At 62.1% G+C, this 19,216-nt stretch carries 18 protein-coding genes and 2 pseudogenes; 8 read left to right on the top strand and 12 right to left on the bottom strand.

The window, feature by feature from the left end; all coding sequences use genetic code 11:
• Positions 1-47: 47 nt before the first annotated feature.
• Positions 48-284 (top strand): annotated as a pseudogene (locus ACLFKU_RS08290) (response regulator transcription factor); the annotation flags it as partial.
• Here ACLFKU_RS08290 and ACLFKU_RS08285 read toward each other — a convergent pair.
• The 4 genes and pseudogenes from ACLFKU_RS08285 to ACLFKU_RS08270 form a co-directional block, all read right to left on the bottom strand.
• Positions 284-808, bottom strand: a pseudogene (locus ACLFKU_RS08285) (MFS transporter); the annotation flags it as partial. The pseudogenes ACLFKU_RS08290 and ACLFKU_RS08285 sit on opposite strands and share 1 nt — an antisense overlap.
• 658 nt (positions 809-1,466) lie before the next feature.
• Entirely contained in the window at positions 1,467-1,982 is a 516-nt protein-coding gene (locus tag ACLFKU_RS08280; protein WP_152852699.1) for a hypothetical protein, read from the bottom strand.
• 247 nt (positions 1,983-2,229) lie between these two features.
• A complete protein-coding gene (locus ACLFKU_RS08275; protein WP_410848736.1) occupies positions 2,230-2,709 on the bottom strand; it encodes a DUF1348 family protein in 480 nt (159 codons plus the stop codon).
• A gap of 9 nt (positions 2,710-2,718) precedes the next feature.
• Positions 2,719-3,390, bottom strand: a complete 672-nt coding sequence (locus ACLFKU_RS08270; RefSeq protein ID WP_410848735.1) for a TetR/AcrR family transcriptional regulator — start codon at positions 3,388-3,390, stop codon at positions 2,719-2,721.
• A gap of 122 nt (positions 3,391-3,512) precedes the next feature.
• On the opposite strand from ACLFKU_RS08270, the gene ACLFKU_RS08265 reads away from it, so the two are divergent.
• Positions 3,513-4,163: a YceI family protein gene (locus tag ACLFKU_RS08265; protein ID WP_410848734.1), complete on the top strand. Its 651-nt coding sequence runs from the start codon at positions 3,513-3,515 to the stop codon at positions 4,161-4,163.
• 41 nt (positions 4,164-4,204) lie between these two features.
• Here the strand turns inward: ACLFKU_RS08265 and tdh are convergent, their stop codons facing one another.
• Positions 4,205-5,236 carry an L-threonine 3-dehydrogenase gene (tdh, locus tag ACLFKU_RS08260; RefSeq protein ID WP_176378814.1) on the bottom strand — a complete coding sequence of 344 codons (1,032 nt, stop codon included), beginning with the start codon at positions 5,234-5,236 and terminating at the stop codon, positions 4,205-4,207.
• 28 nt (positions 5,237-5,264) lie between these two features.
• Complete coding sequence (locus ACLFKU_RS08255) at positions 5,265-6,470, bottom strand: glycine C-acetyltransferase (protein ID WP_368583468.1); 1,206 nt, start codon at positions 6,468-6,470, stop codon at positions 5,265-5,267.
• A 137-nt stretch (positions 6,471-6,607) separates the two neighbouring features.
• Here ACLFKU_RS08255 and ACLFKU_RS08250 point away from each other — a divergent pair, with 137 nt between their 5' ends.
• The 3 genes from ACLFKU_RS08250 (at position 6,608) to ACLFKU_RS08240 (ending at position 8,919) form a co-directional block, all read left to right on the top strand.
• Positions 6,608-7,255: a helix-turn-helix domain-containing protein gene (locus ACLFKU_RS08250; RefSeq protein WP_410848733.1), complete on the top strand. Its 648-nt coding sequence runs from the start codon at positions 6,608-6,610 to the stop codon at positions 7,253-7,255.
• 67 nt (positions 7,256-7,322) lie between these two features.
• Positions 7,323-7,721 carry a DUF2471 family protein gene (locus tag ACLFKU_RS08245; RefSeq protein WP_368583466.1) on the top strand — a complete coding sequence of 133 codons (399 nt, stop codon included), beginning with the start codon at positions 7,323-7,325 and terminating at the stop codon, positions 7,719-7,721.
• Positions 7,722-7,836: 115 nt separating this feature from the next.
• Positions 7,837-8,919, top strand: coding sequence for a tyrosine-type recombinase/integrase (locus ACLFKU_RS08240; RefSeq protein ID WP_410848732.1), 1,083 nt, complete (start codon positions 7,837-7,839; stop codon positions 8,917-8,919).
• Between the two features lie 70 nt (positions 8,920-8,989).
• On the opposite strand, the gene ACLFKU_RS08235 is transcribed toward ACLFKU_RS08240, so the two are convergent.
• The gene (locus ACLFKU_RS08235) at positions 8,990-10,219 is read right to left on the bottom strand and encodes a DNA-binding protein (RefSeq protein ID WP_410848731.1); all 1,230 of its coding nucleotides are present in this window, start codon (positions 10,217-10,219) and stop codon (positions 8,990-8,992) included.
• A 2,024-nt stretch (positions 10,220-12,243) separates the two neighbouring features.
• Between ACLFKU_RS08235 and ACLFKU_RS08230 the strand changes: the two genes are divergently transcribed.
• Positions 12,244-13,593, top strand: coding sequence for a replication initiation protein (locus ACLFKU_RS08230; protein WP_410848730.1), 1,350 nt, complete (start codon positions 12,244-12,246; stop codon positions 13,591-13,593).
• Positions 13,594-13,651: 58 nt separating this feature from the next.
• On the opposite strand, the gene ACLFKU_RS08225 is transcribed toward ACLFKU_RS08230, so the two are convergent.
• Together ACLFKU_RS08225 and parA are read right to left on the bottom strand one after the other, a co-directional pair.
• Positions 13,652-14,707 (bottom strand): ParB/RepB/Spo0J family partition protein, encoded by a 1,056-nt coding sequence (locus tag ACLFKU_RS08225; RefSeq protein ID WP_368583462.1) that lies wholly within the window; start codon positions 14,705-14,707, stop codon positions 13,652-13,654.
• A 24-nt stretch (positions 14,708-14,731) separates the two neighbouring features.
• Positions 14,732-15,394, bottom strand: a complete 663-nt coding sequence (parA, locus tag ACLFKU_RS08220; protein WP_013092840.1) for a ParA family partition ATPase — start codon at positions 15,392-15,394, stop codon at positions 14,732-14,734.
• Between the two features lie 718 nt (positions 15,395-16,112).
• Between parA and arsC the strand changes: the two genes are divergently transcribed.
• Entirely contained in the window at positions 16,113-16,472 is a 360-nt protein-coding gene (gene arsC / locus ACLFKU_RS08215; RefSeq protein WP_410848729.1) for an arsenate reductase (glutaredoxin), read from the top strand.
• A 54-nt stretch (positions 16,473-16,526) separates the two neighbouring features.
• On the opposite strand, the gene ACLFKU_RS08210 is transcribed toward arsC, so the two are convergent.
• Positions 16,527-17,510: a sulfonate ABC transporter substrate-binding protein gene (locus tag ACLFKU_RS08210; RefSeq protein ID WP_368583460.1), complete on the bottom strand. Its 984-nt coding sequence runs from the start codon at positions 17,508-17,510 to the stop codon at positions 16,527-16,529.
• A gap of 282 nt (positions 17,511-17,792) precedes the next feature.
• On the opposite strand from ACLFKU_RS08210, the gene ACLFKU_RS08205 reads away from it, so the two are divergent.
• Entirely contained in the window at positions 17,793-18,083 is a 291-nt protein-coding gene (locus ACLFKU_RS08205) for a DUF1272 domain-containing protein (RefSeq protein WP_368583459.1), read from the top strand.
• Positions 18,084-18,105: 22 nt separating this feature from the next.
• Here the strand turns inward: ACLFKU_RS08205 and ACLFKU_RS08200 are convergent, their stop codons facing one another.
• Together ACLFKU_RS08200 and ACLFKU_RS08195 are read right to left on the bottom strand one after the other, a co-directional pair.
• Positions 18,106-18,312: a zf-HC2 domain-containing protein gene (locus ACLFKU_RS08200; protein WP_410848728.1), complete on the bottom strand. Its 207-nt coding sequence runs from the start codon at positions 18,310-18,312 to the stop codon at positions 18,106-18,108.
• Entirely contained in the window at positions 18,299-18,907 is a 609-nt protein-coding gene (locus ACLFKU_RS08195) for an RNA polymerase factor sigma-70 (RefSeq protein ID WP_368583457.1), read from the bottom strand. The genes ACLFKU_RS08200 and ACLFKU_RS08195 overlap by 14 nt, the downstream gene beginning before the upstream one ends.
• Between the last annotated feature and the right edge of the window lie 309 nt (positions 18,908-19,216).

Below are 19,216 nucleotides of genomic sequence, written 5' to 3'. Positions count from 1 at the left end.
ACGATCATTCCCGCGTGCGATTTCCACGCACACGCCTGCCCATTCCAATGCCGCGAAGCGACCGCCCTCCCGTCACCGATGCCGCCCCCATCGTCTATATCGTCGACGACGACAACGGCATGCGCACCTCGCTCGCGTGGCTGCTCGAATCGGTCGGCATCCAGTCGCAGGGCTTCGTCAGCGCGGCGGATTTCCTGCGCGCCTTCGACGTCAACGTGCCCGGCTGTCTCGTGCTCGACGTCCGCATGCCGGAGGTGAGCGGCTTCGACGTGCAGGAAAAACTGCCGCCGCCCACGCCGAGTTGGCTCCACGCCGCGAAATAGCCGCGTTTTTCGGGCGGAGCGTTCTCGCTGATCATCAGCACGCCACCGCCCCATTCGCCGCCCGATGCAATGCCTTGCAGCAGGCGCAATCCCGCGAGCGCCGCGGGAGCGGCCAGGCCGATGTGCTCATAGGTCGGCAACAGCCCGATGCCGAAGGTCGCAAAGCCCATGATCAGCAGCGTCCAGACGAGCGACGCACGGCGTCCATAGCGATCGCCGATATGCCCAAACACGATGCCGCCCAGCGGACGCGCGACGAAACCGATCGCAAATGCGGCAAACGCCCCGATCGTGCCGATCAGCGGGTCCGCGTGGGCGGGAAAGAACAGTTGCCCAAGTACGAGCGCGGCCGCGGTGCCGTACACGAAAAAGTCGTACCACTCCATCGCGTTGCCGGCCACCGACGCAATGATGATTTTCCTGAGTGCGCGATCCGACTCTGCCGTGGCGCGCCCGGCCGCGATCGGGGATTGAACGGAAGACATGTCTGCTCGCATCTGAATTGGGGGGTTGCGGCCTTTCAGAAAAGGCTTCGCACGCTATGCAGTGTCAAGGCGGCAGATGGTCGCGTCAAATTAGCCGAAAAGCAGGGCAGGTATCAGTGCAGCTAATTTGCCCGGCGTGTCCCGGCATCACGTCGGGACGACATGGCTGCACGATTTGAGCGGCGATAAACGCGGTCGCGCGACCGGTGAGGAGTTCCAGGAGGTCGCACAACGGTGAGGATTTACGGGAACGACGGGCGGGATGTGCGACAGCTCACGCGGTGTGCGTCGGAACGGCGATGGGGAAGAGGGGCGTCGAAGCGCGCACAACGTGCTTCGCTGGCTTCAGCGTTGTGGCGAATAACGGCGTTTCGGAGCAGCCAGCGCGGAGTGCGTCAGCGTCCAGTGCGAGAAATGTAGGCTGGAATGCAGGGCAAAAAGTCGAAGCGAGCCTGCCAAGGTGAGATCTTCCAGGATGGTGAGGATTTCCAGGAGTCAGGAGAACGACGCGGGTTCGCAAAGGTGAGGAATTCCAGGAGATCGTCGCTGCATTCCAGGCCTCGCGCCCGCCGCAGTGGCTCGATCCGGATGAAGCGGGAGCGTTTGGCTCCCGAAAAACCTCACCTTAGAGCCATCGCCCTCATTGCTTACCACTCCGTCAGAACTTCACCTTCACCTGAAAACCAATCGTAAAGGGCAGATTATCAGAGGGGATCGGTGGAACGACGATGAAGTTTGCACCGACGCGCTTGTATTCGAGCATCACGATCGGCGCGACCACCGGGCCGATCGTGTGATTGCTGCCGAGACCCCAGTTGCCGTAGTTATAGCCGGAGATGATCCCGCCGATCGCCGCGATCCGCACAATGCCCCAATGCGCGAACTCCGGCGCCCACACGGCGCCGCCATAGTAGGACGGCCGACGCAGCGAGTTGCGAAAGCCCCCGGCCGTGAGCGCCCACTGGTTGTTCAGCCAGCATTCGACGCCAAGCCCGGGGTTGAACTGCTCGAAGTGCGTATCGGGATCGGGATTGATGTGATACGAGCCGAGCATTGCGTCGACCCATACACCGCCGTCACACCAGCTCGCGTGTGCCGTGGAGACCGCCGCGAAGCTTGCGAAAAGCGCCACCGCGGCGCGCCGGATATTCTTGTTCATCTGCCTGAAGTGCATTTCTTCTCCGTCACCGGTCGAGCGCCGGTGTCATCGTGTTCTGGCGATCCGCGTGCCGCCCGACGCGCACTGTACCTGAAGGCGCGCCCAATGTTTAGGACTCGCTCGGCCCGGCCGGGCACGCGACGTGCCCCGCAGCAGGAACCGCCACGATAACGGAGAACCGATGGCGTCCTGATGAACACGCGGTGAAGAAGTTCGCGGCGCGCAGCGCGCGCGCCGTCGGCGATGAACGTGCTCGGAACCTCTACAGACCGAGATCGGACAGGCTGGGGTGATCGTCGGGCCGCCGGCCGAGCGGCCAGCGATACAACCGGTCGGCTTCGCGGATCGGCAGGTCATTGATGCTTGCGTGACGACGCGCCATCAGACCATGCTCGTTGAACTCCCAGTTCTCGTTGCCGTATGAGCGGAACCAGTTGTTCGAATCGTCATGCCATTCGTACGCGAAGCGCACCGCGATGCGGTTGTCGGTGAACGACCACAGTTCCTTGATCAGCCGATAGTCGAGCTCCTTCGCCCACTTGCGGCGCAGAAAGCCGACGATCTCCACGCGGCCATGCACGAATTCGGCGCGGTTACGCCACACGCTATCCGTCGTGTATGCGAGCGAGACGCGCTCGGGTTCGCGCGTGTTCCACGCGTCTTCCGCGGCGCGCACTTTCTGGATCGCGGTGTCGCGCGTGAACGGCGGCAGCGGCGGGCGGGTTTCGATCGTATCGGCCATGATGGTTCCTCAGTCAGGTTGTGCGGTGCGCCGGGATGGCGGCCGCTTGAATGCGGCGGATTTGGCTGCCGCGTCGAGCAAGGTCTTGCCGATCGCCTGCGCGTCGAGCGCCGCAGCGGCTTCGCCGCTGACGAGCGCCACCGCGATCGCGCCGTCGAGCAGCACGAGCCATTGCCGCGCGAGGGGTGCTGCGCGACGCGCGTCGATTTGCGCTTGCGCCGCGAACTCGTCGCATTCGGCGCGCACGAAATCGAGCAGACGTGCTTTGTGTTTGCGCGCGACGACGCGGATCGGATCGTCAGCCGATTCGATTTCGCCGGCCGCGTTCAGAAACGCGCAGCCATGAAAATCAGCCGATGCGAACCACTCGCGCAGCACGTCGAACATGCCGAGCAGGCGTTTGCGCGCACCCTTGCCGCGCTGTTGCGTGCCGGCGATGAACCAGTTCATCCAGCGTTCGTCGCGCCGTTCGAGCGCGGCCGTGATCAGCGCGTCTTTCGATTCGAAATGCGTGTAGAAGCTTTTGCGCGCGGTGCCGGACTGCCGCACGATCGCATCGACGCCTGTCGCATGGATGCCGCCGGCGTAAATGAGCGCCTCGGCCGCATCGAGCAGGCGTTCGCGCGCCGTGCCGGGCTGGGCCGCGTCGTTTTGGGCAGTCGGATTCGTATCGTGTGTCATCGGCAAAAGGTAGAACGATCATTCTCCGTCGTCAAGTTTTTCTTCGCGCTTCCGCGCGAAGGGTACGCTTGCTGCTATCTTGATGGAGATCGCTTGACCACTGCTCAACCGGAAGCGCTTCGATGAAACCATCCTCCGTTCGCACCGCATGGCTACGCGCGCTTCTCGGCGCAACGCTGCTGGGCGCGATGGCCTGCACGCCGATCCAGGTCCTCACGCATTCGGTTAGTCAGAACGAGGCGCGCGTGCCGCCAGGGCGCTACGACATCGATCAGGACCATACGAGCATCACGTTCGATATCGACCACTTCAAATACACGCGCTTTACGATGCGTTTCAATCGCAAGCAGGGGGAACTCGACTGGAACGACGGCGGCCTCGACCGCAGTACGGCGTCGGTCGCGATCGACGCCGCGAGCATCGACACGAACGTGCCGCTGCTCGACAAGATGGTGAAAAGCGACAGCATGCTCGACGTCGCGCGCTATCCGCAGATCCGCTTTGCGAGCACCCGTTTCGAGCGCACCGGCGAAGCGCGCGGCACGCTGAGCGGCGACCTGACGATCCGCGGCGTCACGCAGCCGGTCACGCTCGACGTCACCTTCAACGGCTTCGCGCCCGATCCGCTGACCAAGAAAGACACGCTCGGCTTTTCCGCCGACGGTCATTTCAGCCGCGCGAAGTTCGGTCTGACGACCTGGTATCCGGCCGTCGGCGACGATGTTCACGTGCGCATCCAGGCCGAGTTCGTGAAAACGCCCGCAGGCGCGTAAGCGCGCTGCGGGCGTTGTCGTTCAGACGGTGAGGCGCCGGCTCAGGCAGCGGTCCAGTCAAGAATCACCTTGCCGCTCTCGCCGGAGAGCATCGTCGCGAAGGCTTCCTGATAGTCGTCGACCTTGAAATGGTGCGTGAGGATCGGCGAAAGATCGAGGCCGCTTTGCAGCATCGCGACCATCTTGTACCAGGTCTCGAACATCTCGCGTCCATAGATGCCCTTGATTTCGAGGCCCTTGAAGATCACCTGGGTCCAGTCGATCGCGGTTTGCGCGGGCGGAATGCCGAGCAGCGCGATCTTGCCGCCGTGGTTCATCGCTTCGAGCATGTCGGTAAACGCGCTCGGCACGCCCGACATTTCGAGGCCGACGTCGAAGCCCTCGGCCATGTGCAGATCGTGCATCACGTCGCGCAACGATTCGCGCGACACGTTCACCGCGCGCGTCGCGCCCATCTTGCGCGCGAGGTCGAGGCGATAGTCGTTGACGTCGGTGATCACGACGTTGCGCGCGCCGACGTGCTTCGCGATCGCGACCGCCATGATGCCGATCGGCCCCGCGCCGGTAATCAGCACGTCCTCGCCGACGAGGTTGAACGACAGCGCCGTATGCGTCGCGTTGCCGAACGGATCGAAGATCGCGGCCAGATCGTCGGAGATTTCGGGCGGAATCTTGAACGCGTTGAATGCCGGAATCACCAGGTATTCGGCGAACGCGCCCTCGCGATTCACACCGACGCCGATGGTGTTGCGGCACAAATGCCGGCGCCCCGCGCGACAGTTGCGGCAGAATCCGCAGGTGATGTGTCCTTCGCCCGACACGCGATCGCCGATCGCAAAGCCGCGCACTTCCTGCCCCATCTCGACGATTTCGCCGACGTATTCATGGCCGACGTGCATCGGCACCGGAATCGTCTTTTGCGCCCAGTCGTCCCACTTCCAGATATGAATGTCGGTGCCGCAAATCGCGGTGCGCGTGATCCGGATCATCACGTCGTTATGGCCGACTTCGGGCTTCTTCACGTCGGTCAGCGTGAGGCCCGGCCCCCGTTCGAGTTTTGCCAATGCTTTCATCTGCTTCTCCGTTCCAATCACGCGGCGACTATGCCTGGATCACGCCGAGTTCGCGGCCGACTCGCGCGAATGCGTCGACGGCGCGATCGATCTGCTCCGGCGTATGCGCGGCGCTCATCTGCGTGCGGATGCGCGCGCGGCCTCGCGGCACCACCGGAAACGAAAAACCGATCACGTAGACGCCTTGCTTGAGCAGCGCATCGGCCATTTTTCCGGCGAGTTGCGCGTCGCCGAGCATCACCGGAATGATCGGATGTTCGCCCGGTACGAGCGTGAAGCCGAGCGCGCTCATCGCGCGGCGGAAATGCGCGCCGTTTTCGCGCACGCGTGCGCGCAGTTGCGCGCCTTCATCACTGGCGAGCAATTCGAGTACCTTGAGCGACGCCGCGGCGATGCTCGGCGTTAGCGTGTTCGAAAACAGGTATGGGCGCGAGCGCTGCCGCAGCAGTTCGACGATCTCCTTGCGCGCCGCGACATAGCCGCCCGATGCGCCGCCGAGCGCCTTGCCGAGCGTGCCGGTAATGATGTCGACGCGCGCCAGCACCCCGCAATGCTCGGGCGTGCCGCGGCCGTGTTCGCCAATGAAGCCGACCGCGTGCGAATCGTCGACCATCACCAGCGCGCCGTACCGGTCGGCCAGGTCGCAGATGCCGGCGAGGTTCGCGATGATGCCGTCCATCGAGAACACGCCGTCGGTCGCGATCAGCTTGAAGCGCGCGCCCGCCGCATCGGCTTCCTGCAGACGCGCTTCGAGATCGGCGAGGTCGTTGTTCCGGTAGCGAAAGCGCTTCGCCTTCGACAGCCGCACGCCGTCGATGATGCTCGCGTGATTCAGCTCGTCGCTGATGATCGCGTCGTTTTCGTCGAGCAGCGTTTCGAACAGGCCGCCGTTCGCGTCGAAGCAGCTCGAATAGAGAATGCAGTCGTCGGTTTGCAGGAACGCGGCGAGCGCCGCCTCGAGTTGCTTGTGCACGGTTTGCGTGCCGCAGATGAAGCGCACCGACGCCATGCCGAAGCCGTCGTTATCGAGGCCCTGCTTGGCGGCTTCGATCAGCCGCGCGTCGTCGGCGAGCCCTAGATAGTTGTTCGCGCAGAAGTTCAGCACATCGCTGCCATCGGCGAGACGTACGTCGGCCGACTGCGGGCTCGCGATCACTCGCTCGCTCTTGTAGAAGCCGTCGGCGCGGATCTGGTCGAGGGTGCCGCGCAGATGGGCAAGGTATTGGTCACGCATGAACGGGACTCCTGAGGGTGACGGCGCCCGCGTTCGCATGGGAGCGCGAAGGGTGGCCTGTTATAGTCGGTTGTCAGCTTTATCGGATTTTTTCGTTTTTCCGAACTAAAATCCGGTATATCGAACAACTCTAAACGATGGGTCAGGAAATGGCAAGTTCGGGTTCACGCCGCGCCGCGGCCACTGCGGCGCCCACCTCCGCTAGCGCGGCAATAACGCCGAACGCGGCGATTGCGGCGCCGCCGCGCGTCGGCGAGCAGATTCAGCGGCTGCGCGCCGAGCGGCGCATGACGCTCGACGATCTGTCGCGCGCGGCCGGCGTGTCGAAATCGATGCTGTCGGAAATCGAGCGCGACAAGGCCAATCCGACGATAGCGGTTGCCTGGCGGCTGACCAACGCGCTCGGCGTGAGCCTGGATTCGCTGTTTGCGCCGCCGAAGTCGCCAGAGGCGATCGCCGTTTCGGGACCGCACGATATTCCTACGCTAAGCGGTCATGAAGCGAAATACCAGTTGCGTGTGTGGGGCCCCATCGAGCTGGCCGGCAAATTCGAGTGGTACGAGCTGACGCTGCAGCCTGGCGGGGCGCTGGTGTCGAACGCGCACGAGCCTGGCACGCGCGAGCATTTGACCGTGCTGCACGGCTCGATCGAAATCGACGCGGCCGGCGCGACGAAGCGGCTCAAGGTCGCGGACACCGCGCGCTATGTCGCGGATGAACCGCACGCGATCCGCAACGTCGGCAAGAGCGAGGCGAAAGCGCTGCTGGTGGTGATTCACGGCTAGGCCGTTCGGCCAGGTTGCGCCTGATACTGTATGTTTGTACAGTATCACGTGTCGATTGGAGCCGAGAATGAACAACCTGAAAACCGACCCTACCGATCAAACGCTCGCCGCGCTTCGCTACCAGACCGCCGCGCGCGATCTCGAACATATCGTGCGCAGCATCGCTGGGCGCTACATCGTCAAACAGGTGCCGCTCACGTGGCGTCTGCTCCATGCCATCGAAGCCGAGGCGCTGGCCGATCTCGGTTTTGCCAGCCGGCACGACGCGCTGATGCTCGGGCTGTTCCAGCGCCCGTCCGATCTGCCTTATCCCGAAACGGATGACGGCGTGGATTTCGGTACGTCCAATGCATTGCCCGCCGTTTTTGCGTTTGCCGTCAATGCGTACGAGGAAGCCGCGCGCCGGGCGGCGCTGCCACGGCCGGTCGATGCGCCTTTGAAGCGCGCCAGGGCGTGGGGCGGCTGATGGTGGCGCCAGGTCGGGATGGCTCGGATTGTGATCCGTTCCTCGAAGTCGGCCGTGCCGCGGTGGGCGCCTACAATACGCGGACCGAACGGTGCAACTAACCGAAGGAATGCCCATGTCACCACCCCATCTGTCCGACCCCGTTCCCCGTCCCGCGCCGTCTACCGATCTGTTCGATCAGCAACGCGAAGACTGGCGTCGCGACCCGCAGGTCGCGTTCGATGCGTGGCTCGCGAAGCAGCATTTCCGTCGCTCTTCGGCGTTGGTCTATCAGGCGCAGTGGGGGCAGTTTCTCGATTGGCTCGACGCGCGGCACCAAAACCTCGCGACGGTCGACACGCCCGCGATCGCCGAATTCGTCGCCAGCCTCGAGATTCGCAAAACGCAACGGGTCCGCTATTTACGGCTTATTGAGCGGGTGCTCGACCACGTGCGCGAGATCGAATCGGCGTCGATCAACCCGGCGCGTTTCATTGCTCAGGATGGGCAAGCCGCGTGGCGCAATGCTCGCGACAACGAGCCGACCGGGTTTCTCACGCATGCGGAACGCACTGCGTTGATCGCGCGATTGTTCGCGCCGTTGCCGGCCTTGTCGACCGCGCAGCGCTGGAGAGAGCGACGCGACCGCGCACTGATCGCCGTGTTTCTGGGCGGAGGACTGAAGACGGGCGAAGCGGGAGCACTTACGGTTAGTTGCGTGAGAGAGGGCTCGCCGTGGGTCACGATCGAGTCGCCGAATCCGATGCTGACGCGGCGCACACGTCTCGCGCCGTTCGCAACGGCGATTCTCGACGCCTGGCTCGCCGAACGTCGGGTAACGGAGTTGGCCGGCAACCTCGTGTTTCCCGCGTCGCCTTCCGGCAGGCCGATGCACAAGGCCACGATGCTGCGCGCGGTGGATGCGCTCGTGGACGCAGCGGGAATTGCCGCCTCGCGCCAATCGCGCGCGAGTCCGCAAACCTTGCGCAACACGTTTGCGGCAGACCTTTTCGAAAGCGGAGTGGAGGCCGAACAGGTCGGTCAATGGCTCGGCTTCGTGCAGGCGGTGTCCGCGAACCGGCTGTATCGCGCGTGGCAAACTTGGATTGATCAGCAGGATTCGCCCGCGGCACAGGAGCCCGATCCGGCGGCGGCGCCGTTGGCCGAGCCCCGGCGTGACGGGCGTTTTACGAGGAAAACGGGAGCCGGCGAGCCCTGAAAGACCTCACCGTGACGCTCCCGAATTTCCTCACCTTTGACGTTTTTTCCGTTGGATTGGCCGTTTCTGGTTAACGCATCGTCTGCAAGGAGCGGGACGACGGCGCGGTGGACGCATCGTTCGACAGAAACTGGTTTACCGCCGCGAGCCGCGATTCGCCGAGGCCGGAAGAGTGCTCGCATTCCGGGCACAACAATTCGAAACGGTGATCGACCTGCGACAGCTCCGGCTCACCTTCCTCGCATTTCGGGCATCGCGCGGGCAGCGTCACGTGGCCGTCGGCCGCGGTGCCGATCATGCTCAACTCTTTGCTCGTGAGCCGCCCCTCGGTGACCAGTGAGCAAAGCAGCACGGCGATGGCCGGATCGATGCCCTGCTGGCCACGCAAGGCGGCGACTTCTTTGGTCAGCGCATCGACTTCGTCCGACTGCTCGCGCAGCTGCGCGTCAAGCCGGTCGCCGCGCGCCTTGGCGGCGGCAATCTGCTGAATGAACTCGAATTCCTTGCGGCTCGCGTCGCGCACGCCGGACTGATACGTCGCGGCCATGCTGCGAAGCGAATCGAGTTCGACCAGCATCGGCTTGACGCGCCGCTCCGCTTCGGCGACCGCATCCTTGATCTGCTGCGCATAGTGCTCGGTGCTTTGCCGCAATTCGACGTGCAACGCGTCGATCCGGTCGCGCAACGCCGCATTGGTGGCCTGCTCGTTTTCGAGCCGTTGCCGCAGCGCCTCGTTTTCCTGGTCGAGCCGGCGCGTGGTTGCCTGCATACCTTCGAGATGAACGCTGCCGTGCGTCGTCGCGCTCAATAACTGGCCTTCGAGCGCGCGAACCCGCTCCCATGCGGCTTCGGCGCGCGCTTCGCTGCGCCTGATGGATTCGTCGGCCGCATCCCGACGAATCTCGGCGTCGCGTACGCGAAGTTCGGCCGCGCTGATCTGCGCGCGGATCTCTTCGCGTTCGGCATCGAGCGACGCTTTGGCCTGCACGACCGCTTCTTCGAATAGCGCGCCCAGCAGTTCGCCGGCGCGATCTTCGAGTGCCTTCGGTATCGCGCCTGCGCCAACTTTGACCCGCGAAACGTGGCGGATGCGCTCCCAGAAATGATCGATGTCTTTCGGGATGTCGCTCGCGCTACCGGTTTGCGTGAGATCGCGCACGGCCGCCATCGATGGCCGGATGCCGAGGTCGAAAAAGAGCCGCTTGCAGGCATGCAGTGACAGATCCTGGCGGCGCACGCCCTGCGCACGCATTGATTCAAGCTCATTGCGAATGGATTGCCGCTCCTGATCCAGATTCATGTTTACCTCGATGTGGCTCGAATTGGATGGATCATAACAAGTTACGTAGTGTTTGCTACCGATTCATCAGTGGCGAACGGATTGGCGTTTACAGACGGAGTTTTTCAGGCAAATCGCGATAGTAAACACGTCGGTGCAATTTTTTTCCGTGAAACAAAACGAAGAATAGCCAATAAGCCATTGTATTAGAAGCGCTTTGTTTGATTCTACGGGGATCACGCGGTGTTTCACGATAGATCTCCAATGGCTGTGGGTTGTAGGCCCGGTGTTTCACGGGACTCGCGGGGTGCATGGGTTGAGAGTAATAAAAGTAAACACCTTTGAACCCTTGTTAAAAACGTTAACGCCGCGGCAAACCCTTGTCTGGCGGGGCTTTCAGCCCGGCAAGGTGAAGCTTTGCGGGAGACTTGGTGAGAGTCTGCGGGAAACTCGAGTGATGAGGTTCGGGGGGCTCGGTGAGCGGGTCCGGGACGGAACGTGAGCGGGTTCAGGAAACACCGTATACGCGGGGTTCGGGCAAAGGTGAGGTTTTGCGGGACTTCATGGCCGCGAAGCACCCGACAGCCCTCATAAGTACTCGTTCGGTTGGAGCGACACCGAGGTGAGGGTTTTCGGGAAGCTCGCGAGCGGGGTTTTTCGGGACTTTTCTAACGTGGTTAACCGCTTTGGTGAGCCGTGGCGGGAGAAAACGCGAAACGGGGGTGAGATTTTTCGGGGCTCGCTGGCCAATTTTGCTTTGTTTTTGAGCATCCAGACGGCTGAGGTGAGGATTTACGGGAGCGAAGATGGATTGTCATGCGTCGACTACCCGAGAGACTGCCTGGCTGGAATCGCTCGCGATTCGAAAGGTGAGGGGATTCAGGGCGCCGGCTGATAAGCCAGCTCTGCGAGCTGGTTTGGGCGGCGATTTCCCCAAAGGTGAGACTTTTCGGGACGCTCTGGCTAGGGTTCTGGGCGTTAAGGTGAGGAAATTCGGGACCCAAATGAAGGCTGTGGGCCGGAGATGCCCGCCTGATGGCGATTCGCGGGGGTGGGTGAACCAGGTCTCTGATCACAAAGGTGAGTTTTTTTGGGAAGCTCGTGGAAGGCGGTGAAAAGTGCTGCGGTGCGAAAAAGCCGGCTTAAGGTGAGATTTTACGGGGGTACCCATCCCTCGAACGTTCGGAGGCGTTGGCGCAAGTCATTGAAATTATGGGAATTTTTCCTTTTCGGCAGCAAAGGTGAGGGTTTTCAGGAGGTCTCAGTACACGGGCGTTTGGGCCTTCAGAAACCTCAAAGGTGAGGCTTTTCAGGAGGTCACATTGGGGAAATGCGGTACTGGCGCGGCCCAAACGCGTATCGTGTTGTCCCGTGTCGCGGTGCTACGGTGAGAGTTTTCGGGAGCACCAGAGTGGTGAGGATTTGCCTGCGGCTCGACCTCCCCTTTTACGGCAGCTCGGACGAAGCTCAAAGTCGCAAACGGTGGTTAGCGGCGGCAGGGTTCGCGGCGGTGAGGGGTGAGTCGTCAGTAGAGGCGCCACGCAGTCGTACGTCGCGCCCGGCGATAGCAAGCCTGATGCACTGTCAGTAAGGCTCACGAAGCGCTTGGCGCTGGCCTGCACCGCGCTTCGAGTCCGATACCGGGCACGGATTACATCAATTGATCCGGATTTTGCGTCGCCCGGCAGCCCGCGAGAATCGACGAAACCGTCGCAAGGCCGCACGACGAAGTCCTCGGCTGCCCAGACATCGTCCGTTTACATGACGTCCCGAAAAAACCAGCGAAAATTTTTGAGGTGAGAAGATTCGGGATCAAGTGCTCCCCGTTCCGGTATGCAGCGAAACGGGCCCGATTCGCAAACGCCGCGACCGGCAAGGATAGCCCGATCCTGGTGACACGCAGCTGAGGTGAGGGTTTTCGGGACTTGCTCGAGGTGAGGTGCGCTTCGTAAACTCGCTTCACCGGCAATGGTGAGATGCACGCTATAGACGCGTATCACCACAGCCGGTATGCTCTCGCGAAATCCCCTCCCTCACCCCGACGCATGGCCACGAAGCGCGCGAAAAAGACCGATGTTGTCAGCCCGAGCTCGGCTGAGCTGCGCAAAGCCGTCGAGGCAATCGCGATCCAGCCCAAGAGCGGCAAGATCACGTTGCTCACGCGCAAGCTCTTTAACGTGTTGCTCGCGGTGGCCCAGCAAGCGGATGAATCGGGCGACACCTATCGGGCGCTGCTGTCCGACATCGTCGCCAATTCCGCGTTCGATTCCAATGACACCGCGCTGGTCAAGGAACACCTGCGCCGCATGGTGTCGGTGCAGGTCGAGTGGAGCACCGGCACCTCGAGTCAGAAGCCCGGCCGCAAATGGGGTATTTCGACGCTGATCGCGGACGCGGAAATTCTCGAAGATCCGACCACGCGTCGCGTCTGGGTCGAGTTTTCGTTCGCGCCGAAGATCAAGAAGAAACTGCTCGATCCCGTTCAGTATGCGCGGCTGAGTCTGCAGTTCCAGAGCCAGCTGCGCAGCAGCGCGGGCCTCGCGCTCTACGAGATCTGCGTGCGCTACCTGACCAACCCGAGCCATCTGACGATGCGCGAGACCTGGGAATGGTGGCGGCCGATTCTATCGGGCACGCCGGATACCGAAGCCGGCGACGAGGCGAAGCGCGAGTACAAGTATTTCAAGCGCGACTATCTGCGCCCGGCCATCGCCGAGGTCAACGCGGTCACGAACATTTTTGTCGAGCTGATCGAGCATCGCGAGGGTCGGCGCGTCGCCGAAATCCAGTTCCGCGTGACCGAGCGCAAGCAGCCGATGCTCGCGCTCGACGAACATCCGAACGTGTTCGACAGCACGTTGGTCGACCGGATGGTGAAGCTCGGCATTCCGCTGAAAGAAGCGCAGACGCTTTACGCGGACAGCGAAGAGAACCGGATCCGCGCCGCGTTGCAGATGACCGAGCAGCGGATGCGCAGCACGTCGCTGCCGCCGGTGCGTAGCGCGCCGGCGCTGTTCAAGGATGCGTTGAAGAAGGGCTATGCGCCGCCGGTCGAGGCGCTGCCGGCAAGTGGCGGCACCAGCAAGTCGGTGGCGTCGCCGGCCGACGATCTGAAGGCGCGTCTGCTCGGCGAATACTCGGCTTACCGTCGCAAGCAGGCCTACGAGTTGTACAACGAACAGGGCGAGTCGGAGCGCGATATCGCGCGGCAGTCGTTCGAGGAAGAAGAATTGCCGGGGCTCGGCACGCACATGCGCGACGACTGGCGGCGTCGCGGGCTCGATTCGAAGATCGTGGAAACGGCGTTCTTTGACTGGCTCGCGCGCAGGACCTGGGGCGAACCTACCGATGGCGATCTGCTCGCCTTCACCCTTAACCAGTCGCGCGCGGCCTGATGGGTCGAAACGGCCTTTGAAAGGAAAGGGGCGGTGCGGGCGCACCGCCTCTCACGTCTTACTTCAGCATCTTCTCAATCTGCCGCAGGATGTCGTCACGCTTTTCACGCGTGAGGCCTTTCAGGCGCAACTCGAGTCGGTCGTCCCCATATGACTTCAGATCGCCGACCGACACACCACCAAGCTTGATTTCCAGACGTTGCGCATAGCGCTGCCGGCCAGCCGGTTTGGCGCTTTCCTGCGCGGTCGCGCGCCCTTTGACGATGTCGGCGACCTGTCGTGTGCTCAGATCGTCGGAAAGGATCCGGTTGATCAGTCGCAGCGTCGCGTCCGCGCCGCGAGCGGTGTGATAGCGGCCGACCTGATACGCCATGTTCGAGCCGAAGCGGTCAGGGCGCGCGACCATCTCCTGCATCACGGTTTCCGGCAGCTTGGCGATGGACAGCGCGACTGCGACCGTCGATTCGTCGAGCCCGAGATGTTCGGCCAGTTCCTTCTGGCTCTGGAAATGGCGCTCGTCGAGAAAGCGTCGCCACACGATCGCGTTGTCGAACACGGTCTGCGAGTCGCGCTGCACGTTGAGGTCGTAGCCGAGTTTGTAGCTCTGGATGCCGATCGGCAGATCGATGACGATCGCCTTCACCGACTCCTTGTTCGCTTCTTTCAGCGCGCGCACGCGTCGGCCGCCGTCACTGACGAAGTAGGTGCCAGGGTTGTCGTAGTCGGGAATGACGTGAATCGCCTGCTGCTGTCCCTGCTTCGCCAGATTGACGGCAAGCTCCGCAATCGACGACTTCACATAGAAATACCGTGGATTGAACGGGCTCGGCTTGATGGTCTTGAGCGCCAGTTCGATGACCTGGCCGGGACGATAACCGTGCTCGAGCCGCCATGCGCGGTAGGCCGCCGATTCGTTATCCGGATCAGGGATCTCGGCATCCTGCAGACGCGACGGTACGACGGCCGGAATCGGACGCCCGGCGATCGTGGAGTTTTTCGCGTCATTTTTAACCAAGCCGTCGATCGCATTCAGACGGTCGAGCGCTGTGCGCTTTTCGCTGCTGGTCGTGTCAGGACGTGCTTGAAAGCCTTTGGCGAATTGGGACGGTTTCATTCAGGGTCCTTTATGCGCATAAATTCACGGGAGCAAGGCGGCGATCTCGTTGGCGCACGCCCGTACTTCGAGCGCGGCGAGCTTGGCGCCGCGATCGTTCATCTGAAGCACCGTTTGCCCCAACGCCATTGCCTGCTTGTAGGCTTCGCGCGTGGGAATCTGGGTCTTGAGGAGAGGGAAGCCGAGTTCTTCGAGCGCGCGCTTCAGTTCGCGCGTCAGCATCCGTTTCTCTTCTGTCTTGTTGAGCAGGAACACGGCACGCAGGTCTTCGTTCATGACCTGCGCCTGCTGAACCAGTTTGACGAGGCCGATGCTCGACCAGTAGTCGGCGGGGGACGACGAAGTTGGGATCACCGCGACGCTCGCTGCAAGCAGTACGACGCCGGAGACTTTTTCGGTAATGGAGGGCGGGCAGTCGACGACGATGATGTCGTAGTCAGCCACGAACTTCTTGATCTCGCGATGGATCTGGCTGCCTGCTTCGGACAGGTTGACGACGGCGAATGGAATACCGATGTCGCCGTCGGACGCAGCGCTCGCCCAGTGGATCAGAGTGTTTTGGCCATCCGCGTCGACGACGAGAACGCGTTTGCCTTTCTCGTGAAATGCAGCGCCGAGATGCATCGCGATGGTGCTCTTCCCGACCCCGCCCTTCTGCTGTGTTACCGCGATGATTTCTGCCGCCAAATTTCACCTCCTCTTTTTAGACGCAAATGGATTTTACCTGGTTGAATTGCTATTTCAAATGATTTGAGTAAGCAAAATTCGGAAATACGCCATTCGGCAGAGGGTTTATGCGCATAAAGAGGCATCAAAGGTGTGCTCGAGGGCTTACGGCCTATAAGAGCGCGGACTGAGGCTAAGCGTTGCTGATCGCTATCCCTCGGAGGGGACGGGAGGAAAGGAATGAGCGCTCAAGTACTGCGTGCTCAGTCGCGGGCGACTGGTCGCGTGATTCTTGAGTTGATCTCGCTGAGAAGGAACGCGTGCATCAGAGCGACCAAGGGGCCGCAGACTTTATGCGCATAAAGCTCGCGTGGAAATTGGCCTGCAGGGGAGCATTCACCATGGATTCGTCCGACGCCGCTCCTCCCCGAATGGCAGGAGCGGCCAACGTGCCGCAGGCGGTTCATCAGCAATGGCATATAGGTCGTCGTTTGTATCGCGCCCGCGTAAGCGGGTCAGAGGAGTGACGAGAGCTCACGCTGCAAGCATTAAACGATACCGACTCACCCCGGAAGAGCGCATCGGTTTATGCGCATAAACCGACCCACCCCATCGTTCGTTCGAACAACGCGCATGCCGCGCAATCATCCCCCGCCACGCCACCAAGTCACCCGCTAAAATTCCCGAACCCGTCTAACCGTCACAGCAACCTTCAACGGCGCAAGCCCTGAACCAAGCCATGATCACCATCTACCACAACCCACGCTGCTCCAAATCGCGCGCCACCTGCGAACTCGTCGCGAACACCTACAACCCCGCAAATGAAGCGACGGAAATCGTCGAATATCTGAAGAGGCCGCTGACCGTCGCAGAGCTCAAGAATCTCAATGCTCAACTTGGCTGTCCGGTCCGCGAAATGATCCGCGACACCGAGGCCGAATATAAAGAACTCAATCTCGCCGACCCGTCGCTGACTGACGCCCAGCTCTATGAAGCATTGGCGAAGCATCCTATTCTGTTGCAACGACCGATCGTCGTGAGAAACGGGCGTGCCGTGATCGGCCGCCCGCCCGAAAGTGTCGCCGCGCTTTTCCCCTGATCGCGCGAGCTTCAAAGTCAACCGACGTGCGCAATACGACCTCGAACTGCTGAGCTAGGCTTTGCCCGACAGCGCGGCATCCTTGGTCACGATTTTCGTCGGGATCAGGCGCAGTTCGGTGAACGTGTCCGCAATGCGTTGTTGTTCCGCAAGCACGTTCGCGTCGACGGGCTTATAGATGTGCGCGTAATGGCGCAAGCCTGATTCAATCACGCTCGCGTCGAGCCCTTGAATCGGCGCGAGTTGTGCGGCGGCCTCGCTGTAATGGCCGCGCACCCACTCCCCTTCCTTGCCGACTTCATCGATCACGATCGCAAGAACGTCGCCGTTCTGTTGCGCGAAGGGTCGCGCGCTCAGAAAGAACTGGTGGTGACTAACGATACCTTCGGCATCGGCAAGCAGCCGCGCGTTCGTCTGCCTTTTGGCGGCTTCGAGAAACGGATCCCAGATAGCCCACGCATCGACCGCACCGCGCTCGAAGGCCGCGCGTGCATCGGCGGGCGGCAAATACACGGGTTGGATCTCGCTGAACTTCACGCCGTTTTTTTGCAACGCGGCGACGAGAAACCAGTGCACATCGGAGCCCTTGTTCAGTGCAACCTTCTTTCCCTTCAGATCGGCCAAGGTTCTGATCGGCGCGTCCGGATGCACGAGAATGCCTTCGGCGTGCGGCGTCGGAATTTCATACGCGGTATAGACGAAATTGGCGCCGGCGGCTTGCGCGAACACGGGCGGCGCTTCGCCCACATAGCCGAAGTCGATCGCGCCGACGTTCAGCCCCTCCAGCAGTTGCGGCCCCGCCGGAAACTCCGTCCATTTGACCGTGATGCCGAGTGGCGCGAGCCGCTTTTCGAGTGTGCCGTGCGCCTTCAGCAATACCAGGGTGCTAGCGGCTTTCTGATATCCGATGCGAAGTTCTTTCGCATGTTCATCGGCGGCAAATGCGGTGGTGGAGAAGACCGGCAACGCGGCGGCGGCCAGCGTTGCACCTACGCCGGCGAGAAACGTACGGCGCGTCAGCAGCGGATCACGGGACATGAGAATACTCGTCGAAAGAGAATTTGACGGACACCAAGGCTGGTCCGATTGGCTCCGACGATAATTCGTCCGCCCGCCTGGACGAACCGATAAATTCGCATAAGCAAATCATTCGGCAGTAGCGAAGCATTGTCTAGCGCCGAGTGCGCGCCCCATCCCCTCCCGCTACAATCGACCGGCATTACAGCGGCAGCGGCCAGCAACGCGCGGCTGCATCGATCCTCTCGCGACGCCAGGCAGGAAAACCGCGCCCCGCGTTGCCAACGACAGGAGCACCCCGTCATGCTTGAATTGCGACCGACCTGCGAAGGCTGCGGCAAGTCACTTCCGCCGAACGCGCCCGACGCGATGATTTGCACCTACGAGTGCACGTTCTGCGAGGTCTGCGCGCTGACCAAGCTGCGCAACGTGTGTCCGAATTGCGGCGGCAATTTCGCGCCTCGGCCAATCCGCACCCGTGCGCAACTCGCGAAACATCCCGCGCGTGCCGATGCGCATCCCGTCGGCGTCGACGAAGCGTCGCACGCCCGCTTTTTCGAACGCTATCGCGACGTACCGCCCGGCGAGCGCTGAACCGCGAAGGCAAAGCGGCAAATCACTCGTCGCCGCTCACCGCTCCATCGGCGCTCGCGATTCCGCTCGCCACATGCGCGGCGATCCGCAGCAGGCGGATCTGTTTGCGATAGTTCCGGCACCCGCTGCAGGTCGGCAGATGCAGGCGGATCGCGAGCCATTCGCCAGTCGACAGCGAGCGGTCGAGCGCGTCGGATAGCAGCCGCGTGATGTCTTTACACTTCCCCATTCGCGTCCTCGCTGGATAGGCCCTTTTCGCTCAGGCACGTGCGCAGCCGCAGCCGCGCGCGATAGATCAGCACGCTGCAATGATTCGCGTTGATTTGCAGCTCGGCACAGATCGCCGCGATGTCGAGGTCGAGAAACTCCCGCATCATGAACACGCGTCCGATGTGCTCGGGCAAATGCTCGAGGCACATTTCGAACAGCGTCCAGAACTGCTGCTGGCGCAGTGCGGTTTCCGGTGTCGGCCATGGACGCGGTTTGGTCTCGCGCGACCAGTGGCCGTTGTCCTTGAAAAGCTCGCGATCGAGTAACGCTTCGCCATCGATCTCCGCTTCGAGCGACGACAGATTGACCGTCCTCTGGCGCGCCCGCAGCGTGTCGACGAGCTTGTGGCGCAGGATGCCGAACACCCAGGTCTTGTGCTCCGACTGCGCGGCGAAACGCGCGGCCTGCATCCACGCGGCGGTCAGCGCTTCCTGCACGGCGTCCTCGGCGGCTGCGGCATCGCGCAATTGCAGACGGGCGAAGCGCACGAGGTCGCGCCGCAATTGCGCGAGATAGATGGGATCGTCGAGCGATGGGCCGCCTGGCTGCGTCACGGCGTGCCCCGTCGCTGCGCTGCCGGCTGTGGGTGTTGCCTTGAAACGTCGTGATTCATGAGCGGATGGTCGTCCTCGCGCGATTTGCGGATGCGTGCGCCATTCTCTCTCACGTTCGTGCCCTAACGAAGCGGTATTGAACATATACCCTTGGCAATCGATGTCCCGAAGGAACTTGGTCGCGCGGCGCGGCGGCTTATGACAGCGGCAATTAATTGTTGCAAGAAATGATAAGTCGAGCCTCCGCGCCAGCAAGCTTGGACTCGGACTATCGCTCAATCAACGCGTCGCGGTCGCTCACCAGTTCCG

Source organism: Paraburkholderia sp. EG304 (assembly GCF_046543485.1).
GTDB lineage: Bacteria > Pseudomonadota > Gammaproteobacteria > Burkholderiales > Burkholderiaceae > Paraburkholderia > Paraburkholderia youngii.
The sequence above is the reverse complement of the archived record's forward strand: the minus strand, read 5'-3'. Positions and strand labels throughout refer to the sequence as shown.